Below are 18,829 nucleotides of genomic sequence, written 5' to 3' on the forward strand. Positions count from 1 at the left end.
ACGGCGGGCGTCAGGTGCCGGAGTCGGCCGGCACGCCAGAGGCGCGGTCGGCGTCGAGTCCGTCGACGAGGCCGCGCAGGACGGGGCCGTACTCGGGGTGGGCGAGCGCGAACGCCATCTGGGCGACCAGGTAGTCGGCCGGGTTGCCGGTGTCGTACCAGCGGCCCTTGATGACCTGCCCGTACACCGCGCGGGTGGAGGCGTAGGCGTTGATGGCGTCGGTCAGGTAGACCTCGCCGCTCTTGTGCTCGTACCAGCGGCGCGTCTGCTCACGCAGCTCGTCGATGATGCCCGGGGTGACGACGTAGCCGCCGATGGCCGCGAACGACGACGGCGCGTCCGTCGGCTGCGGCTTCTCGACCAGGCCGGTGATGCGCAGGGTGCCGTTGCCGAGGTCCTCCTTGACGATGGGCACGCCGTAGCGCTGGGAGTCGCCCGGGTCCATGGGCATGAGGGCCAGCACCGGGCAGCCGGTCTGCTCGTAGGCGCGGATCAGCTGCTGGGCGCGGGGGACCTCGGCCACGAACACGTCGTCGGGCCACAGCACCAGCACCGGTTCGTCGCCGAAGGCGCGGGCGGCGTTGAGGACGGGGGTGCCGTTGCCGTACGGGCCGTGCTGGTCGAGGTAGGTGATGTGGCCCTGGCGGGCCAGCTCGGCGACCTCCTCCACCGCGTCCGCGTAGGCCGCCTTGCCGTCCTCGCGCAGTTGCGCGACCAGGGCGGGGTTGGGGCGGAAGTGCTCCTGGATGAGGCTCTTGCCGCCGGAGACGACGATGGTGATGTCGGTGATGCCGGAGTCCACCAGCTCGCGCACGGTGTGCTCGATGACCGGCTTGTCGCCGACGGGGAGCATCTCCTTGGGGGTCGCCTTGGTCAGCGGCAGCAGGCGGGAGCCGAGGCCGGCGGCGGGGATCACGGCCCTGCGGATCGTCGGGGACATCAGGTCTCTCTCGGTCGTGCGGCACACCGCGCCGGCCGGCACGGCACCCCCTGAAGCTACCAACGCCCGCCGCCGCGTCCCGACAGCCGTCAGCAGTGAGTAGTACAGCCGTCAGCCGTCCGGTGGGGCGGGGCCGGGTCGGCATGCCGTCCGGACCCGTGTTGTGACGTGAGTCACCGTCAATTCGGTGAGTCCGGGACCCGGTGCGGGCACGTACCCCCTGACGACGATCGGATGCCGGGTGCGAAGATGGGCGCGCTATGACTGTCGGAGGGTGGTGCCGCACGCTGCGGGCCGGTGTGTTGGCCGCCGCCTGCGTGCTGCTGGCCGCCCTCGGCCACGTGACGATGTCCGGCGCTTCCGTCCCCTGGTGGACCATGGCCCTCGGTGCCGCGGCGACCGGCGCGGCGGGCTGGTTCCTGGCCGCTCGTGAGCGCGGGCCCGCGCTGATCGTCACGGTCGTGGTCGCCGCTCAGACGGTGCTCCACGAGACGTTCTCCCTGGGACAGACCCTGACCGCCGGGCCGGCGTCCGACCCGACCGCCGCCCACGCGGGCATGGACATGAGCGGCATGACGCACATGGCGCACGGCTCGGGTGGCATGGAGCACGCGCACAGCGTGGCCGGCACGGGCGACGCCGCCTCGTTCGGCATGCTCGCCGCCCACCTCCTGGCCGCGGTCCTGTGCGGGCTGTGGCTCGCTCACGGTGAGCGGGCCGTCTTCCGTGTCCTGCGGGCCGCGGCGGCCCGGCTGTCCGCGCCGCTGCGGATGCTGCTGGCGCTGCACGTGCCGGTCCGCCGCCCGTCGGTGCGCAGGCGGCGTGCCGCGTACCGGTCGCCGCTGGCCCGTTTCCTTCTCTGCTACGCGGTCACCTCCCGAGGGCCGCCCGTGGGTGCCGCTGTCGTCTGAGACAGCCGGACCGACCGGGGCACACCCGCCTCTCACCATGCCGCCTTTGACGCGGAGTGCCGCACTCTGCCGTGCGGCCGATGAGCGCGCGACGAACGAGCCCCGGGCATCGCCGTACCCACCGAGTACGGCCGCACCCACGTGCCGGAGCACCTCGTCCCGTGACGGGATGTCTGCTCCGGATGACCCGAGAAGGACACCACGTGATCACTTCCGTCCTGCCCGCTCCCCGCCGGGCGGAGCGCGCCACAGCGGACGCCTCCGCCACCGCCTGGGCCCTGGCCGCCCGCAACGGCGACCCGTACGCGGCCGAGCACTTCGTCCGCGCCCTGCACGGCGACGTCCTGCGCTATGTCGCCTATCTGAGCGGCGATCCTCAGACCGCCGACGACCTGGCCCAGGACACGTTCGTGCGCGCCTTCGACAGCCTGCCGCGGTTCGAGGGACGCTCCTCGGCCCGCACCTGGCTGCTGTCCATCGCCCGCCGCGCGGTGGCCGACAGCTTCCGCCGGACCGCGGCCCGCCCCCGGCCGGCCGACACCCACGACTGGCAGACAGCCGTCGAACACGCCCAGCCCAGCGGACTGCCCGGCTTCGACGACGGCATCGCACTCCTCGAACTGCTGGAGACGCTCCCGGACGAACGCCGTGAGGCGTTCATGCTGACCCAGGTGGTGGGCCTGCCCTACGACGAGGCGGCCGGCTTCATCGGCTGCCCTGTCGGCACGGTCCGCTCCAGGGTGTCCCGCGCCCGCGCCACGCTGGAGCGCCTGGTGCTCGACGCCGAGATCGAGGCTTCCGTCCCAGTGGCGTGACGTCCGGCATGCCGGAAGACGAAGGTGCGCCGGGGCCCTTCACCTGGGGCCTCGGCAACTCACCTTGGGTGAAGGCAGGTTGACGGAAACTCTCGGGAACTGGAGCCGCCCGGTGTCCGACTACTGGTGCGACGGCGCGTCCAGCGCCCCCGGTCGCAGACCAGTCAGGAGGCCCGTATGACGCCGGAGATAGAGGACGCCTTCGCGGCGATCAGAAGCGATCACGGCGCGGACTCGATCAGCCGTGTGGAACGGATGCTGGAGCCCGGCGGCGGCGGATCGCGGCACCCGCTCCAGAAGGACGCCAGATGGATCCTGCCGGGGCTGTCGCAGACCCCCTGGCACGATCCCCTCGCCTATCCCGAACTGGCCCCCGTCGTCGAGGCGTTGGAGTCGGCCCAGCCGGCCGTCAAGGAGGAGCTGAACGCGGCCTGGTCGCTGCGGCGGGAGGCGTTCTCGGACTACGAGCACTACCTGACCCGGCAGGAGGACTGGCAGGCTCTCTACCTCTATCGGGGCGGAGGGCTGGTCGAGGAATCAGCCGGCGCCGTGCCCACGGCCTACAAGGTACTCAAAGAGTTCGTCGTCGACACCGAGAAGATCTGCCCACTGCTGGAATCGCATTTCTCCACGCTGCTGCCCGGGGCCTCGATCGCCCCGCATTGCGATCTGTGGAATTTCAGCATCAACCTGCACCTCGCCGTCGACATTCCGGACGGATGCAGTATCACCGTGGCAGGCCAGACCCGTTCCTGGGAGGAAGGCCGCTGCCTTTTGTTCGACTACTCCTTCGAGCACGAGGCCCGTAATGACGGAATCCGGCCGCGGACCTGCCTGCTCGTCGACCTCTGGCACCCGGAGACGACCGTTCCCGAACGGCAGGCCCTGGTCGCCCTCATCACGGAGGTCAGGCGCTTGATGGGGGAATAGCGCCCGACCGGAAAACGTCCGCAAAACGAAACCGGCAGTTATTGCTGTCGGATTCTCGTGCTGCCCAAAAAGAGAATTTCCGGGGTCGGGAAAATTTCCCGTCCTGGCTGTTCTCGAGCTTCATTCAAATGTTATCGTGACCGAAATCGATCGACGTGTTCGAGTTATTGATCGGTATTTCCGTTCAGATGGGGGAGGGATCGACTGATGCGCGCCCGGCTGTCCTTGCTCGTCCTGGCCCTGGCTCAGCTGGTCATCGCGCTCGACTACAACATCGTCTACGTGGCCCTGCCCGAGATAGGCGCCGGCCTCGGCTTCTCCGCCCATGACCTGCAATGGGTGGTGAGCGCCTATGTCGTCACGACGGGCGGGTTCCTGCTGCTGGGGGGACGGGCGGCGGATCTGCTCGGCCGCCGCCGGACGTTCGCCGTCGCCGCGCTGATCTACGCGGGGTCCTCCCTGGTGGGAGGGTTCGCGGAGTCCCCCGGAGCGCTGGTCGCCGTCCGGGCGGTCCAGGGCATCGGCGGCTCCCTGCTGTTCCCGGCCACCCTTTCCCTGATCAACACGATCTACGAGGAGGGGCCCGCCCGGAACCGCGCACTGGCGGTGTGGGGCGCGGCCGGCGCGGGCGGTCTGTGCTTCGGATCCCTGCTCGGCGGTGTGCTGGTGGAGGGGTTCGGCTGGCCGTCGCTGTTCTTCGTCAACGTGCCCGTCGCCGTGGGCATCGCCTGGGCGGGGTGGACGCTGTTCCCCGCGGACGGCCCGCCGACCGCCACCCGGCGGTTCGACGTGACGGGCGCCCTGGCTGCGACCGGCGGCATCACCCTCCTGGTGTTCCTGCTGGTGCACGCCCCCGCGGCGGGCTGGACCAGCACGCCCGCCCTGGTGAGCGCCGGCCTCGCGCTCACCCTGCTGACCCTGTTCGCCGTCGTCGAGACCCGCTCGCGCGACCCGCTGGTGCCGGCGAGGCTGTTCGCCCACCGCGGCCTGGTCGCCGCGATGGCCGTCACCGCGCTCTACAGCGCCACCTTCAGTGCGCTGCCGTACTTCCTGACGCTCTACTTCCAGACCGTGCGCGGCTACAGCGCGTTCGCGACCGGACTCGCCTTCCTCGTCCCGGCCGTGGTGACAGCCGTCGGGACCCAAGTCGGCGAACGGGCGGTGGCGTCGGTCGGTGTGCGGCGCATGCTGGGCGGCGGCATGGCACTGGGCGCGGCGGGAGCCGTGGCCCTCGGGCTCGCCCTCACCGAAAGGGGCTCGTACGCGCTGCTGCTGCCCGGGATCGTGCTGCTGGGCCTCGGACAGGGGGCCGTGTGGACCGGCATGTGGATCGTCGCCGCGACCGGTGTGGCGCCGGAGGACCAGGGCGTGGCGTCCGGCCTGGCCTCCACCAGCCTCCAGGTGGGCGGAGCGGTGGGCCTCGCCCTGCTGGTGGCGTTCGCCGGCGGGGTCGGGCAGGGGCCGCCGGGCGACGCCCTGCTGAGCGGGATACGGGCCGCCGTGTTCGCGGTGGCGGCCGGCATCGGCGGCGGCGTCCTGCTGACCGCGTCCCTGCGCCGAGCGACCGCGACCGGATAGCCCGCACCCTTCCGGACAGCACGCCTCGTTCCGGATAGCCCGCCCCCGTCCCCTCGCCACCCCCGCGCCGCACGGCCCGCCCACCGCCCCGCCCCGCACCCCCAGGAGAACCCCTGTGCCCACACACCCCTCCGACGCGCCCGACTCCCTCCACCCCGCCGCCTCCCTCCCGCCCCCCTCCACCCCCGCCGCGGTCCTCTGCGGAGTGGCCGGTTGGCTGCCGCCTCGTGTGGTCGCCAATGACGAACTCGCCGAGCGGCTCGACACCGATGACGTCTGGATCCGTACGCGTACCGGAATCCGGCGTCGTCATGTCGCCGGGCCGGGTCAGGCCACCTCCGACCTGGCCGTCGAAGCCGGGCGGCTGGCTCTGCGCAACGCCGGGCTCGTGACGGGCGGTACGGACTCCGCCGGGACGGATCCGGTCGACGCGGTGATCGTCACCACGACGACCCCGGACCGCCCCTGCCCGGCCACCGCACCCCTGGTCGCCGCACGGCTCGGCCTGAAGCGGGCGGCGGCCTTCGACGTCGGCGCGGTGTGCACCGGCTTCGTCTACGGACTCGCCACGGCCGCCGGCCTGATCGCCTCCGGCGTCGCGACGCGAGTGCTGCTGATCGGCGCCGACACCTGGTCCAGCATCGTGGACCCCCTGGACCGGGCCAACGCGATCATCTTCGGGGACGGCGCCGGGGCCGTCGTCCTGCGGGCCGGGCACGCGGACGAACCCGGTGCCGTCCGCCACTTCGACCTCGGCAGCGACGGAACCCACGAAGACCTGATCATGGTCGCCGCCGGAGGCTCCCGCCGGCGCTCCACCGAGGGCGAACCCACCCCGGCGGAGCGGCACTTCTCGATGCGGGGCAACGAGGTCTACCGGCACGCGGTGACCCGTATGGCCGCCTCGGCCCGCGCCACGCTCACCGCCGCCGGCTGGAAGACCGACGACGTCGACCACTTCGTGCCCCACCAAGCCAACCTGCGCATCCTGCACTCCGTCGCCGACGACCTCGGTCTGCCCCGGGAGCGCTGCGTCGCCAACGTCGACGCCGTGGGCAACACCGGTGCCGCCTCCATCCCGCTCGCCCTCGCCGACGCCGCCGCCCGGCAGACGATCCGCACCGGCGACCGGCTCCTGCTCACCGCCTTCGGCGGCGGACTCACCTGGGGCTCCTGCTCGCTGACCTGGCCGGACCTGCCGCCGCCCGCCCGCCCTCACGACCTCCAAGACCCCCACGACTCCCAAGGCCCCCACGACTCGCGCGACTCCCTCGTCCCGCACGAGACAGAAGAGGACACCCCGTCATGAGCACCACCGCCTACGACCGACTGGTCGGGATCGTCGCCAAGCTCCACGACACCCCGGCCGAGCGGTTCACGCCCGAGGCGACCTTCGCCGAACTCGACGTGGACTCGCTGACGATGGTCGAGATCAGCATCCGCATCGAGCGGGATCTCGGCGTCACCGTCCACGACAGCGAACTGCGGCCCACCCTCACCCTCGCGGACGCCGCGGAGCTGATCGACGCCAGACAAGCCGCCTGAACCACCCCCGACTCCCCGTACCACCCCGACTCCCCACACCCCCGCCGACAAGGAGAGCACCCCACATGAAGATCACCGACCAGCCCGGCTCGGCCCTCGGCGCGAGCGTCGAGGACTTCGACCACACCACCGCCTCGGACGCCGACATCGCCACGCTCAAGCAGACCGTCTACACGAAGAAGATCGCGGTCCTGAAGGACCAGCACCTCACCCCCGAGGAGTTCCTGGCGCTCGGCAAGCGCCTCGGCCGTCCCGAGACCTACTACGAGCCCATGTACCAGCACCCGGACGTCCCCGAGGTGTTCGTCTCCTCCAACGTCCCGGAGAACGGCAAGCAGATAGGCGTGCCGAAGACCGGCAAGTTCTGGCACGCCGACTACCAGTTCATGCCCGACCCCTTCGGCATCACCCTCATCCACCCGCAGGTCGTCCCGGAGAAGAACCGCGGCACGTACTTCATCGACATGGGGAGCGCCTACGCGCAGTTGCCCGCCGAGCTGAAGAAGGAGATCGAGGGCACCTTCTGCCGGCACTCCGTCCGCAAGTACTTCAAGATCCGCCCGCACGACGTCTACCGCCCGATCTCCGAGATCATCGAGGAGGTCGAGACCAAGACCCCGGCGGTCGTCCAGCCGACCACCTTCACCCACCCCATGACCGGCGAGACCGTCCTCTACATCAGCGAGGGCTTCACCGTCGGCATCGAGGACGCGGACGGCAACCCGCTCGACGACGAACTCCTCAAGCGCCTGTTCGACGCCACCGGCCAGCTCGACGACGCCTTCGAGCACGGCAACATCCACTTGCAGAGCTTCGAGAAGGGCGACCTGCTGGTCTGGGACAACCGCAGCCTGATCCACCGCGCCCGGCACACCACCACCCCGGAGCCGACCGTCTCGTACCGCGTCACCGTGCACGACGAGCGCAAGCTGCACGACGGGATCCGGGCCGCGTGACCGCGCCCGCCGCCGACCGCGCCGAGACCCCGCCGCAGCCCTCGTACCCCACGGACGAGGAACTGCTGGCCCGCGTTCTCATGCCCTACAAGGCGCACTGCAAGTACCTGAAGAGCGCCCAGGTCACCGCCGAGGCCGGACTCGCCTCGGCACGCGCCGAGTTCGCGATCCCGGAGTCCTGCTACATAGACGACACCGGCCATCTGAACTCGGTCGAAGTCAACATCGCCTACAACCAGTTGATGTACTACCTGGTCGCCAAGTCGGTGAAGGAAGGGCTCATGACCGGGTTCGCGAGCTGGACCCTGGACGACTTCTGGCGCCACCAGCTCCCGGACATCCTCATCGCCCGCTTCGCCGGCAACTTCCGCCGCCCGGTCAACCCCCGTTCCTTCCAAGGGGAGATGGAGTTCCGCTCCGTCACCCGGCGCGCCCCGAGCGGCGGTGCTCCGTTCCTGCACGCCGAGACCTCGTACCGGTACCGGGACGCCGACGGCGGTCGGTGCGACGGCGAGGCGACCCTCGCGTTCGTCAACGTCCCCTGACCTCAGAAGGACCGCTCATGGAGACCTCCACGGCGACACAGCCGGCGACGGCCGACCGCATCCACCACCCCGAACTGCGCACCCTCGTCGAGACCGCACGCTTCCACGCCGAGCACCGGCCCGACGCCCCCGCCGTGCTCTGCGAGGACCGCGTCCTCACCTACGGCGATCTGCACCGCGGCGGCGACCGGGTCGCGCACGCCCTCCGCGCCGCCGGGCTCGGCCCGGGCGACCGGGTCGCCTACCTCGGCAAGGAGTCCGAGCACTACTACGAGATCCTCTTCGGCTGCGCCAAGAGCGGAACCGTGCTGGTCCCGGTCAACTGGCGGCTGACCGCACCGGAGGTGAGCCACATCCTCCAGGACTCCGTGACCCGGCTCCTCTTCCTGGAGGACCAGTTCGCGTCGATCGTCGAGGGCATGCCCACCGAGCCCCCCGAAACGGTCGTGCGTCTCAGCTCGTTCCAGGAATGGCGGGACCAACACCCGGACTGCGCAACGGAGTTCGAAGCAACGCCCGACACTCCGGTGGCGCAGCTCTACACCAGCGGAACCACCGGCCTGCCCAAAGGCGTCGTCCTCGCCCATCGCAGCTTCTTCGCGATCCGTGACGCGCTCGCGAGCGAGGGACTGGACTGGATCGACTGGCGCCCCGGCGACATCGCGCTCGTCGGCATCCCCGGCTTCCACATCGGCGGACTGTGGTGGGCCACCCAGAACTTCAACGCCGGCACGACCATCGTCGCCATGCGCGCCTTCGCCCCACGCCTGGCCGTCGACCTCATCCGAGACCTCGGCGTCACCACCGCCTGCGTCGTGCCCGCCATGCTCCGCATGATGCTGACCGAACCCGGCGTCGACGCCGAGGACTTCACCACCCTGCGCAAGACGGTCTACGGCGGCTCCCCTATCTCGGAAGCCCTGCTGGAGGAGAGCCTCGCCGTCCTCGACTGCGAGTTCGCCCAGATCTACGGCCTGACCGAGACCGGCAACACCGCCGTCTGCCTGCCCCCCGCCGCCCATGTCCCCGGCGGCCCCCTCATGCAGGCCGCAGGACACCCCTACCCGGGCGTCCGCGCCAAGGTGATCGACGGCGACGGCCGCGAACTGCCGCCCGGCGCGGTCGGAGAGGTCTGTCTGCACACCCCCGCGCGGATGGTGGAGTACTGGGGTCTGCCCGACAAGACGGCGGAGACCCTCGTGGACGGCTGGATCCACACCGGTGACGCCGGATACCTCGACGAGGACGGATACGTCTTCATCCGCGACCGGATCAAGGACGCCGTCCTGGTCGCGGGCGAGAACGTCTACCCGGCCGAGATCGAGAACGCCCTGGAAGGCCACCCCGGCGTCGCCGAGGCCGTCGTCGTCGGAGCCCCCGACGAACGCTGGGGCGAGTACGTCCACGCCTTCGTCGTCCCCGCCGAGGGCCACCGGCCGAGCCCCCGCGACCTGCACACCTTCCTCGTCCCGCAGTTGGCCGCGTTCAAGCTGCCCGCCCGCTACGAGTTCATCGACCATGTGCCGCGCAACCCCAGCGGCAAGATCCTGCGCCGCGAACTGCGCGACCGCTTCTGGAACGGCTCCGCCCGCAAGGTCAACTGACCGGCACCCTTGGAGAGAACGACATGCCTGCACCTCTCACGCTGGAGGACTTCCGCGCGGATCTGGCGGAGTACCTGTACCAGCTGCCCGACGAAGTCGACCTCGACGACAACCCGCTCAACGCCGGCCTGGACTCCCTGCGCATCGCCACGCTGATGGAACGGTGGCGCGGCACCGGCGTGGAGGTGACCTTCGTCGAGCTCGCCGAATGCACCTCGTTCGCCCAGTGGTGGCAGCTGCTCTCCGCCCGTCAGGGGGAAGGAAGGTGACGGAAAATCAGGTGACGGGAGAGCAGGTGGTGGGGGAGCGCCATCCGCTGCTGGCCGCCCAGGAGGGCGTCTGGACCGGCCAGCAACTGGACGCGGACAGCCCCGCCTACAACACCGCCGAGTACATCCGCGTCGACGGCCCCGTGGACGCGGCCGTCTTCGACACCGCCCTGCACCACGTCGTCGCCGAGACCGAGGCGCTCAACGTCACCTTCGTCACCGACGACACCGGCCGCCCCCTACAGGTCGACACCCCGGCCGGCGACTGGCGCACCCACATCGCCGACCTCACCGCCGAGCCCGATCCGCAGGCCGCCGCCCTGGCCTGGATGGACGAGGACATGGTCCGGCCCGTCGACCTCACCCGGGGCCCGGTCTTCGGCCACGCCCTGCTCAGGACGGGGCGGGAGCAGTACCTGTGGTACCACCGGGTGCACCACATCGCCCTCGACGGCTTCGGCCTCTCCCTCGTCGCCCGCCGCGTCGCCGAGGTCTACACGGCCCTCATGTCCGGCGCACCCGTCCCGGACAGCGGCTTCGGCACCCTGGAGTCCGTCCGCGCGGAAGAGCGGGCCTACCGGGAGTCCGCCCGCGCCGCCAAGGACCGGGACTACTGGAGCGCCCGCTACGCCGACCGCCCGCAGGTGGCCAGTCCCGCCGGTCGTTCCGCCCTGCCCGCCCGCACCTCCCGCCGCCACGTCACCGACCTCGACACGGCCCGCACCACCGCCCTGCGCGCCCTCGCCCGCGACCTGTCGATGACATGGTCCGAGGTGCTGCTCGCGGTGACCGCCGCCCACCTGCACCGCGTCACAGGCGCCCCGGAGATCGTCCTCAGCCTGCCGGCGATGGGCCGCCTCGGCTCGGTCTCCCTGCGCGTCCCCTGCATGGTGCGCAACATCCTTCCCTTGCGCGTACCGGTCGCCCCCGACGACACCCTGCGCGACCTCACGGCCCGCGTCTCCGCCGAACTGCGCGCCGGACTGCCGCACCAGCGCCACCGCTACGAGCAGTTGCGGCGCGACCTGAGACTCGTGGGCGGTCAGCGGCGGCTGTCCGGGCCCGGCGTGAACATCATGCCGTTCGAGTACGACCTGCGGTTCGCCGGCCACCGCAGCACGGTCCACAACGTGTCCGCGGGACCTGTCGACGACCTGGCCGTCAACGTCTACGACCGCTCCGACGGCACCGGAGTGCGCGTCGCCCTGGACGCCAACCCCGACCTGTACTCGTCGAGCGAGGCGGCCGGCTTCCTGGAGGGCCTGCTCGCCCTCCTCGACGGGGCGGTCGCCGCCCCGGACCGGCCGCTGCGGGAACCGGCGGTCACCCTCGCCCCCGCGTCCGTCGCCCCCGCCCCCGTGTCCGTCCCCGTCCTGGACGGGGGGCCGCTGCCCGCGCCCGCCCGCCCGGTGCTGAGCCTGATCGCCGACCACGCGGCCCACCGGGGCGCGGCCGTCGCCGTCGAACACGCCGGTGACACCCTCACGTACGCCGAACTCCTCGCCGCCGCCCGGGACATCGCCCGCCGCCTGGCCGCCCGGGGCGTCACGAGGGGCGATGTGGTGGCGCTGGCCCTGCCCCGGGGCGCCGACGCGGTCACCGCCGTCCTGGGCGTCCTGCTGTCGGGCGCCGCGTACTGCCCCCTCGATCCGAAGGCCCCCGCCGACCGCAAGGCGCACCTTCTCGCCGACGCCGATCCCGCGCTCGTGGTGACGACCGGCGACCTCGCGCCGGCCTTCGCGGATCACGCCGTACTCCTGTGGGACCGGCCGGATCCCGAGTCCGCCGCGGCCGTCACCGCGTTGCCGGCCCCCGGTCCGGGCGACCTGGCGTACATGCTGCACACCTCGGGCTCCACCGGTCGCCCCAAGGGCGTCGAGATCGGCCACGGCGCGCTGGCGCACTTCGTCGCCGCGGCCACGCACCGCTACGGGATCCGGCCAGCGGACCGCGTCCTGCACTTCGCCCCGCCGCACTTCGACGCGAGCGTGGAGGAAATCTTCCTCACCCTGTGCGCCGGCGGCACGCTGGTGATCCGCGCCGACGACATGACCGAGTCGGTGCCGCGCTTCCTGGACGAGTGCGCCCGCCTGCGCGTGAGCGTGCTCGACCTGCCCACCGCCTACTGGCACGAGCTGGCCTACGCCGTCTCGACCGGCGCCGCCGCGCTGCCCGAAGGGGTGCGGACCGTCGTCATCGGCGGCGAGGCGGCCCTGCCGGAACGGGTCGACCGCTGGCGCAAGGCGGTGGGCGCCTCGGTGCGGCTGCTCAACACCTACGGGCCGACGGAGGCCACCGTGGTCGCCACCGTCGCCGACCTGCACGACCCCGAACTGGCCCCCGGCGACGTCCCCATCGGCCTGCCGCTGCCCGGCACCCGCGCCGCGGTCGTCGACGGCGAGCTGTACCTGCTGGGCGACACCCTGGCCGACGGCTACCGGGGCGACGTGCCGGACAGCTCCCGCTTCGCCCCGCTCACCGCGCTTCCCGGCGCGCCCCGCGCCTACCGCACCGGCGACCTGGTCGACGTCGGCGAGGACGGACGACTGCGCTTCCTCGGCCGGGCCGACGACGAGTTCAAGATCAGCGGCCATCGCGTCCAGCCCGCCGAGGTCGAGAACGCCCTGCTCACCAACCCCCGCGTCCGGGAGGCCGCCGTCGTGGGACAGACCCTCGCCGACGGCACCCGACGGCTGGTCGCCCACCTGGTCGCGGAGTCACCGAAACCGTCCGCGTCCGAGGTCAGGGACCATCTGCGGGCCAGACTGCCCGCCGCGATGATCCCCTCCGGAGTCGAATTCCCCGACCGGTTGCCCCGCACGGGCTCCGGCAAGATCGACCGGACCGCCCTGAGCGAGTCCTCGGCCCGCGAGACCCCGAGCACCGGGAGCCCCCTCGAACGGACGATCACCGGCATCTGGGGAGAGATCCTCGGCACCGCCGCCGTCCGCGTGCACGACGACGTGTTCGACCTGGGCGCGCAGTCCCTCCAGGCAATCCAGGCCGCCAACCGGCTCGGCGTCGAGATCGGCCGCGACATCCGGGTCGCCTGGCTCTTCCAGCACCCCACGGCCGCGGCGCTGGCGCACTTCCTCGACGACGACGTCCAGGAGCCGTCCACACCGTCGGGAGTCCCCTCGGCGCTCCTCGCGGACGCCGTCCTCGACCCGGCCGTCCGGCCCGGCATCAGCCGCGCCCCGGACGACGCTCCCCGCCGGATCCTGCTCACCGGCGCGACCGGCTTCGTGGGCGCCCACCTGCTCGCGGAACTCCTCACGGGCACCGCGGCCGAGATCGTCTGCACCGTGCGGGCCGGCGACCGGGGCGAGGCCGCCGGCCGCGTCCACCAGGCCCTCGACCGGTACGGCATCGCCCTCGACGAGCGGGCGCGCCACCGCGTCACCGCCCTCCCCGCCGATCTCGCCCGCCCCGACCTCGGACTGACCCGCGAGGTGCTCTCCGAACTCGCGGCGACCTGCGACGTGATCTTCCACAACGCCGCGACCGTCAGCATCATGCGCGACTACGCCACCCTGCGCGCCGCCAACACCGAGTCCACCCGCCGGTTGCTGCGCCTGGCCGCCGTGCGCACCACACCCCTGCACTACGTCTCCACCCTGTCCGTGGCCCCGCCCGCGAGCCGCAGCCCCGAGGTGCCGGAGGCGTTCCTCCCGCCGCACGAGGGCCTGCGCCACGGCTACCAGCAGTCCAAGTGGGCCTCCGAACGGCTGCTGGAACAGGCGGCCGAGCGGGGGCTGCCGGTGACCGTGCACCGGCTGGGCCGGGTGGTCGGCCCGTCCGGCACGGGGCACGTCAACGAGCGGGACTTCCTGTGGAGCGTGCTGCGGGCCGGCATCCCCGCCGGGATCGTCCCGGACCTGTTCGAGGACGAGGTCTGGACGCCGGCGGACTTCGTGGCCCGCTCCCTGGTCCACCTCTGCCTCGCCCCGGGCCGCACGGCCGGTCCGGTCTTCCACCACGCGACCCTGCCCCGGGTGCGGCTCGGCGACGTCTACGACTGGGTCGAGGAGTACGGCTATCCGGTGCGGCGACTGCCGTTGGCTCGGTGGCGGGAGGAACTGCCCCGCTCGGCCGACGTCGCCGCCACGACGCTGGCCTTCTTCGACTCCGCAGGGCAGGCCGGTGAGCCCGACCTGCGCCTCGGCCACGTCCGCGCCGACAACGTCCGCGCCGGCCTGAAAGGCAGCGGCGTCGACTGCCCGCCCGTCGACCGGGGCCTGGTCTTCGGCCATCTGGACCACTGCGTCACCGCGGGTGCGCTGCCCGCCCCGGCCGGACGGCGGACCCGTTCGGCAACGCCCGCAAAATAACGGCGACTTGACGGGAACTCACGCGGGCTTCGGCCCGACTACTGCAACAGAACCCGGCAGTCCATGAGCACCACCTCGCGCAAGGAGCCCGCATGTCGATGAACCGGCCGACCGCCACCGCCCTGGCGGCAGCCCTCTGTCTGCTCACAGCGGCGTGCGGCGGCTCCTCCGGCGACGACAAGGCGAGCGCGAAGTCGACCGAGGCCGCGGCCGCGAAGTCGGGTTACCCGGTGACCGTGGACAACTGCGGCCAGAAGCAGACCTTCCAGAAGGCTCCCAGCCGAGTGGTCGTCATGAACGGCGCCTCCGTCGCCGAGGTGTCCACGCTTCTCGCCCTGGGCCTCCAGGACAAGATCGTCGCCAACCAGCAGACCTACGGCGCTTCGGAGGTGGCGGGCCGGGCGGCGGCCATCAAGGCGCTGCCCACCGGCGACGTGAAACTCAACGACGCCTACGACATCCCCCGCGAGGCCATGCTCGGCCTGCGCCCGGACCTGGTGCTGTCGACCACGTCGTACGGCTTCGATGAAAAGAACGGCTTCGCCACCCGCGAGCAGCTCAAGAGCGTCGGCGCCGGCACGTATGTGTCGCCGCAGGGCTGCGACCAGGACACCTCCAAGATGACCATCGCCGACAGCTACCAACTGCTGCGCGACATGGGCAAGATCTTCAATGTGAGCGACCGGGCCGAGAAGCTGATCGCCGCCTCCGAGAAGAGCATCGCGGCCGTCGCCGACAAGGTGAAGGGCGAGAAGAAGCCGAAGGTGATGGTGCTCTTCTCCAACATGTCCATGGGCGGCAACGACTTCAGCTCCGTCGTCGCCAAGGGCATCTACAACGACATCCTCGCCAAGGCCGGCGGCTCCAACGCCTTCGAGAACGCCTCCAAGACCTCCTTCGCCGACCTCAGCAAGGAGAAGGTGGCCGTCACCGACGTCGACGCCCTCGTCGTCATCGCCTACAACGACCCCAACCCGGGGGCCTACGCCCAGAAACTGCTCAAGGAGTTCCCCCAGTGGCCGGCCGCCAAGAACAAGACGTACGTGACGCTGTCCGACTCGATGTACCTCGGCCCCAGCAACGACCTCGCGGTGGAGAAGATCGCCAAGGCGCTGCACCCGAAGGCCTCCTGAGCCGGTTCAAGGTCGCGCTGGCCTTCACGGTCCTGCCGGTCGCACTGGTCGCCACCATGATCGTGGCGATCAGCATCGGCGCGGTGAACATCCCGCTCGGTGACGTGTGGGGGATCGTCCTGCACCACGTCACCGGCGCGGGGCCCGCGCCCACCGACCTCGCGCTCGACCAGATCGTCTGGACCTTCCGCACCCCGAGGGTCCTCCTGGCGGCCCTGGTCGGCGCCGGACTCGCGGTGTCCGGCGCGGTGTTGCAGACGGTGGTGTCCAACCCGCTCGCCGATCCCATCGTGCTCGGCTTCTCCTACGGCGCGACGCTCGGCGCGGTGCTCGTCATCACCCTGGGCGGGGGAGCGGCCCTCGCCGGACTCGGCGTGTCGGCCGCGGCCTTCCTCGGGGCGATCGCGGCGGGCGCGCTGGTCTTCGCCCTCGGACAGCGGCGGGGCCGGCTCGCCCCGACCCGGCTGGTACTGGCGGGCGTTGCCATCGGCTACGTCTTCCTCTCGGCGACCAGCTTCGTGCAACTCCAGGCGACGCCCACCGAGCTGCGGACCGTCATGTTCTGGATGCTCGGCAGCGTCGCCGGCGCGCAGTGGGACCAACTGCCCACGGTCACCGTGGTGGTGCTCGCCACCACCGTGCTCCTGGCTCTCTTCGGCCGGCGTCTCAACGTCCTGCTGGCCGGCGACGAGTCCGCCACCGCGCTCGGTGTGGACGTCAACCGGCTACGGGCCGTCCTGCTGGTCCTCAGCGCACTGCTGACCGGCACGGTCGTCGCCGTCGCCGGCGGCATCGGCTTCGTCGGCCTGATGATCCCGCACCTGGTGCGCCTGACCCTCGGCGCCGACCACCGTCGGCTGCTGCCCCTGACCGCCCTGCTCGGGGCCGTCTACCTGGTCCTCGTCGACCTGCTCTCCCGCACCCTCAACCGCCCCAACGAACTGCCGCTGGGCATCCTCACCGCCCTGCTCGGCGCCCCCTTCTTCCTGTGGCTGCTGCGCCGCAACAAGGGCCTGGACTGAACGAATGAAACTCACCGTCGACCAGCTCCACATCACCCTGGACCGCACGCCGATCCTCCACGACGTGAAACTCGAGGCCGGCAAGGGCGACATCGTCGGCCTCGTCGGCCCCAACGGCAGCGGCAAGTCGACCCTGCTGCGCGCCGTCTACCGCTCACTGCGCCCGGCGTCCGGCGTCGTCAGGGTCGGCGAGGACGACGTGTGGACCCTGTCCGCACGGGCCGCCGCACGCCGCACCGCCGCCGTCCTCCAGGACGCCGGCGGCAACACCACCGGCCTGAGCGTGACCGAGATCGTCACCCTGGGCCGAGCCCCCCACCACGGCCTGCTGGGACGCGACGGCGCCGAGGACCACCGGGCGGTGACGGAGGCCATCGACCGATGCGGCGTACGCCCCTTCGCGGACCGCGACTACGCCTCCCTCTCCGGCGGCGAACGCCAACGCGTACTGCTGGCACGGGCGTTGGCCCAGGACCCCCAGCTCCTGGTCCTGGACGAACTCACCAACCACCTCGACATCCGCGCCCGGTTCGAGCTCCTGGACCTCATCCGCGCCACGGGCGTCACCACGCTCGCCGTCCTGCACGACCTCGACCTCGCCGCCCGGCTCTGCGACCACCTGGTCGTCCTGCACGGGGGAGCGGTGGTCGCGGCCGGACCGGTCCTCCAGGTGCTGACCCCGCGGATCCTCGGCGAGGTCTTCGGCGTCCGCGCGAACACCGAACGGCACCCCGACGGCGTCATCCGCATCACGTACGCGGCACAGCCGCTCGCCGACGCGCACACGGTGCCGGAGAGCCGTGTGGCCTGGCACGCTCAGGGGTAAGCCTTGGCCGAACACCTCCGGGCCTTTCGTGAAAGGCGGCACACGATGAGCGACATCAACGAACTGACACCGCTGGCGACCTTCTGCGGGAACTGCGACTGCGGTTGCCCGCAACTGTTCGTCGACCCGAACGCCCCCGCGGACCGCCGCGTCCTGCTCACCGACGACTTCGGCCAGCGCGTCCAGATGAGCGCCGACCAGTTCGCGTCGCTGGTGGAGGAGGCGAAGGCGGGGAAACTGGACGGCATAGCTACGGCCTGACGAGCCGTCATGTGATGCGGGCCGGGCGCCTTGCCTGCTGTTTCGCCTGCTGTTCGCCTACTGCGGGTGCCTGCGGCACCGTCCGGGGTGTCGCCGACCGGCGGTGCGGCGTCCGTTCGCACCCGACACCGCCCGGTCGACCACCGCGCGCAGCAAGGCGCTCAAGGCGAGGCCCACGACGGCCCCGAGCAGGGCCCCGCTCCTGCCTCCGGCGACGGACCCCAGCCAGCCGTAGCCGACCGCGAGCAGCACCGTCGTCACCGCGGACAACGACCACGCCTCGCTCAACCGCCGTCTAGCCGCGCGCAGTCGGCGTGCCCCGGTGACGGACTGCTCCCAGGGCCACGCCCCGTCGGCACCCGCCCTGGACGTCCCGAGTGCCTCGGACATCGGTGCTCACCCCTCACGCCTCGTGCTCCGCTCACGGCGTTCCGGCCGCCGGGTTCGGGCCGACGAGGGCCCGACGGATTCCTCCCCAGGGGGAGCGGGCGAAAACAACGGATGGTGGCGGCGGGGGCGGTGGCGGGGGCCGGTGTTCATGGGTGCGTGTTCATGGGTGGGTCCCGCTGGACCAGGTTTCAGGCCGAGCGGCGGACGGCGACGACGGCGGCGTCGTCGTCGAGGTGTCCGTGGACGCGGGCCAGCAGGTCGTTCTGGAGATGGCGCAGGAGTTCGTCGGGGTCGTCCACAACGCCATCCCCGCCACAGCCGACGACGACCGGCGACGGGAGGAAGCGTCGAGTTGACGCGGCACTGCGCGGCCGAGCTGGACGCGCCGCCGGCCGCGCGGCTGCACCCGCCGCTACGCGCCACCAGCCGCCCGGCACCTGCCCCGGGCGGCCGGCTCTCACGGAACTGGCCGCCGACCTGCTGAAGGCCGCAGCAGAAGCCGCCGGGAAGATCGGCGACCTTCCTAGGCCCCACCGACGTGGTCGGCCTGACAGCCGCCGGTCCCGCACGCTGCCGCAGTGCTGAACAGCCTCAGCACTCTGCCGGACAGCCCCGCGCTCCGTCGCCGTATGGGCGCTGACGTGGTCGCGTGACCCGGGCGGGGGGGGGGGGGGGGGGGGGGGCGGCCGCGCCGCGGCGCGCGGGGGGCGCGGGGGGGGGGGCCGCCCCGCGCCGGCCGCCGCCGCCGGCCCCCCGCCCCCCCGCCCCCCCCC

The 18,829-nt window shown here is 71.9% G+C and carries 17 protein-coding genes; 15 read left to right on the top strand and 2 right to left on the bottom strand.

Annotated elements, in window-relative coordinates:
• Positions 1-10: 10 nt before the first annotated feature.
• A complete protein-coding gene (locus ACFYX4_RS39665) occupies positions 11-940 on the bottom strand; it encodes a UTP--glucose-1-phosphate uridylyltransferase (RefSeq protein WP_389344586.1) in 930 nt (309 codons plus the stop codon).
• Between the two features lie 260 nt (positions 941-1,200).
• Between ACFYX4_RS39665 and ACFYX4_RS39670 the strand changes: the two genes are divergently transcribed.
• From ACFYX4_RS39670 to ACFYX4_RS39740, 15 genes are all read left to right on the top strand, one after another.
• On the top strand, positions 1,201-1,851 hold the full coding sequence (locus tag ACFYX4_RS39670; RefSeq protein WP_389344588.1) for a hypothetical protein: 651 nt from the start codon (positions 1,201-1,203) through the stop codon (positions 1,849-1,851).
• Between the two features lie 203 nt (positions 1,852-2,054).
• Positions 2,055-2,666, top strand: coding sequence for a sigma-70 family RNA polymerase sigma factor (locus ACFYX4_RS39675; protein WP_389344590.1), 612 nt, complete (start codon positions 2,055-2,057; stop codon positions 2,664-2,666).
• Positions 2,667-2,843: 177 nt separating this feature from the next.
• On the top strand, positions 2,844-3,596 hold the full coding sequence (locus tag ACFYX4_RS39680; protein WP_389344592.1) for an aspartyl/asparaginyl beta-hydroxylase domain-containing protein: 753 nt from the start codon (positions 2,844-2,846) through the stop codon (positions 3,594-3,596).
• A 207-nt stretch (positions 3,597-3,803) separates the two neighbouring features.
• Positions 3,804-5,174: an MFS transporter gene (locus ACFYX4_RS39685; RefSeq protein ID WP_389344594.1), complete on the top strand. Its 1,371-nt coding sequence runs from the start codon at positions 3,804-3,806 to the stop codon at positions 5,172-5,174.
• 205 nt (positions 5,175-5,379) lie between these two features.
• Complete coding sequence (locus ACFYX4_RS39690; protein WP_389344629.1) at positions 5,380-6,483, top strand: beta-ketoacyl-ACP synthase III; 1,104 nt, start codon at positions 5,380-5,382, stop codon at positions 6,481-6,483.
• Positions 6,480-6,719 (top strand): acyl carrier protein, encoded by a 240-nt coding sequence (locus ACFYX4_RS39695; RefSeq protein ID WP_389344596.1) that lies wholly within the window; start codon positions 6,480-6,482, stop codon positions 6,717-6,719. Before ACFYX4_RS39690 ends, ACFYX4_RS39695 begins: the two co-directional genes overlap by 4 nt.
• A gap of 65 nt (positions 6,720-6,784) precedes the next feature.
• Entirely contained in the window at positions 6,785-7,675 is an 891-nt protein-coding gene (locus ACFYX4_RS39700) for a TauD/TfdA dioxygenase family protein (protein ID WP_389344598.1), read from the top strand.
• A gap of 80 nt (positions 7,676-7,755) precedes the next feature.
• Positions 7,756-8,220: an FcoT family thioesterase gene (locus ACFYX4_RS39705; protein ID WP_389344631.1), complete on the top strand. Its 465-nt coding sequence runs from the start codon at positions 7,756-7,758 to the stop codon at positions 8,218-8,220.
• A gap of 17 nt (positions 8,221-8,237) precedes the next feature.
• Complete coding sequence (locus ACFYX4_RS39710; RefSeq protein WP_389344600.1) at positions 8,238-9,824, top strand: long-chain-fatty-acid--CoA ligase; 1,587 nt, start codon at positions 8,238-8,240, stop codon at positions 9,822-9,824.
• A 23-nt stretch (positions 9,825-9,847) separates the two neighbouring features.
• On the top strand, positions 9,848-10,093 hold the full coding sequence (locus ACFYX4_RS39715; RefSeq protein WP_389344602.1) for a phosphopantetheine-binding protein: 246 nt from the start codon (positions 9,848-9,850) through the stop codon (positions 10,091-10,093).
• Positions 10,090-14,424: an amino acid adenylation domain-containing protein gene (locus ACFYX4_RS39720; RefSeq protein ID WP_389344604.1), complete on the top strand. Its 4,335-nt coding sequence runs from the start codon at positions 10,090-10,092 to the stop codon at positions 14,422-14,424. Before ACFYX4_RS39715 ends, ACFYX4_RS39720 begins: the two co-directional genes overlap by 4 nt.
• Positions 14,425-14,516: 92 nt before the next feature.
• Entirely contained in the window at positions 14,517-15,557 is a 1,041-nt protein-coding gene (locus tag ACFYX4_RS39725; RefSeq protein WP_389344606.1) for an ABC transporter substrate-binding protein, read from the top strand.
• A gap of 56 nt (positions 15,558-15,613) precedes the next feature.
• Positions 15,614-16,579 carry a FecCD family ABC transporter permease gene (locus tag ACFYX4_RS39730; RefSeq protein WP_389344608.1) on the top strand — a complete coding sequence of 322 codons (966 nt, stop codon included), beginning with the start codon at positions 15,614-15,616 and terminating at the stop codon, positions 16,577-16,579.
• A 4-nt stretch (positions 16,580-16,583) separates the two neighbouring features.
• Complete coding sequence (locus tag ACFYX4_RS39735) at positions 16,584-17,405, top strand: ABC transporter ATP-binding protein (RefSeq protein ID WP_389344610.1); 822 nt, start codon at positions 16,584-16,586, stop codon at positions 17,403-17,405.
• A 45-nt stretch (positions 17,406-17,450) separates the two neighbouring features.
• A complete protein-coding gene (locus ACFYX4_RS39740) occupies positions 17,451-17,666 on the top strand; it encodes a hypothetical protein (protein ID WP_389344612.1) in 216 nt (71 codons plus the stop codon).
• A gap of 57 nt (positions 17,667-17,723) precedes the next feature.
• Here the strand turns inward: ACFYX4_RS39740 and ACFYX4_RS39745 are convergent, their stop codons facing one another.
• Entirely contained in the window at positions 17,724-18,056 is a 333-nt protein-coding gene (locus ACFYX4_RS39745) for a hypothetical protein (RefSeq protein ID WP_389344614.1), read from the bottom strand.
• Positions 18,057-18,829: the final 773 nt, after the last annotated feature.

Origin of the sequence: Streptomyces sp. NPDC002328 (assembly GCF_042890065.1) — a bacterium.
Lineage (GTDB): Bacteria > Actinomycetota > Actinomycetes > Streptomycetales > Streptomycetaceae > Streptomyces.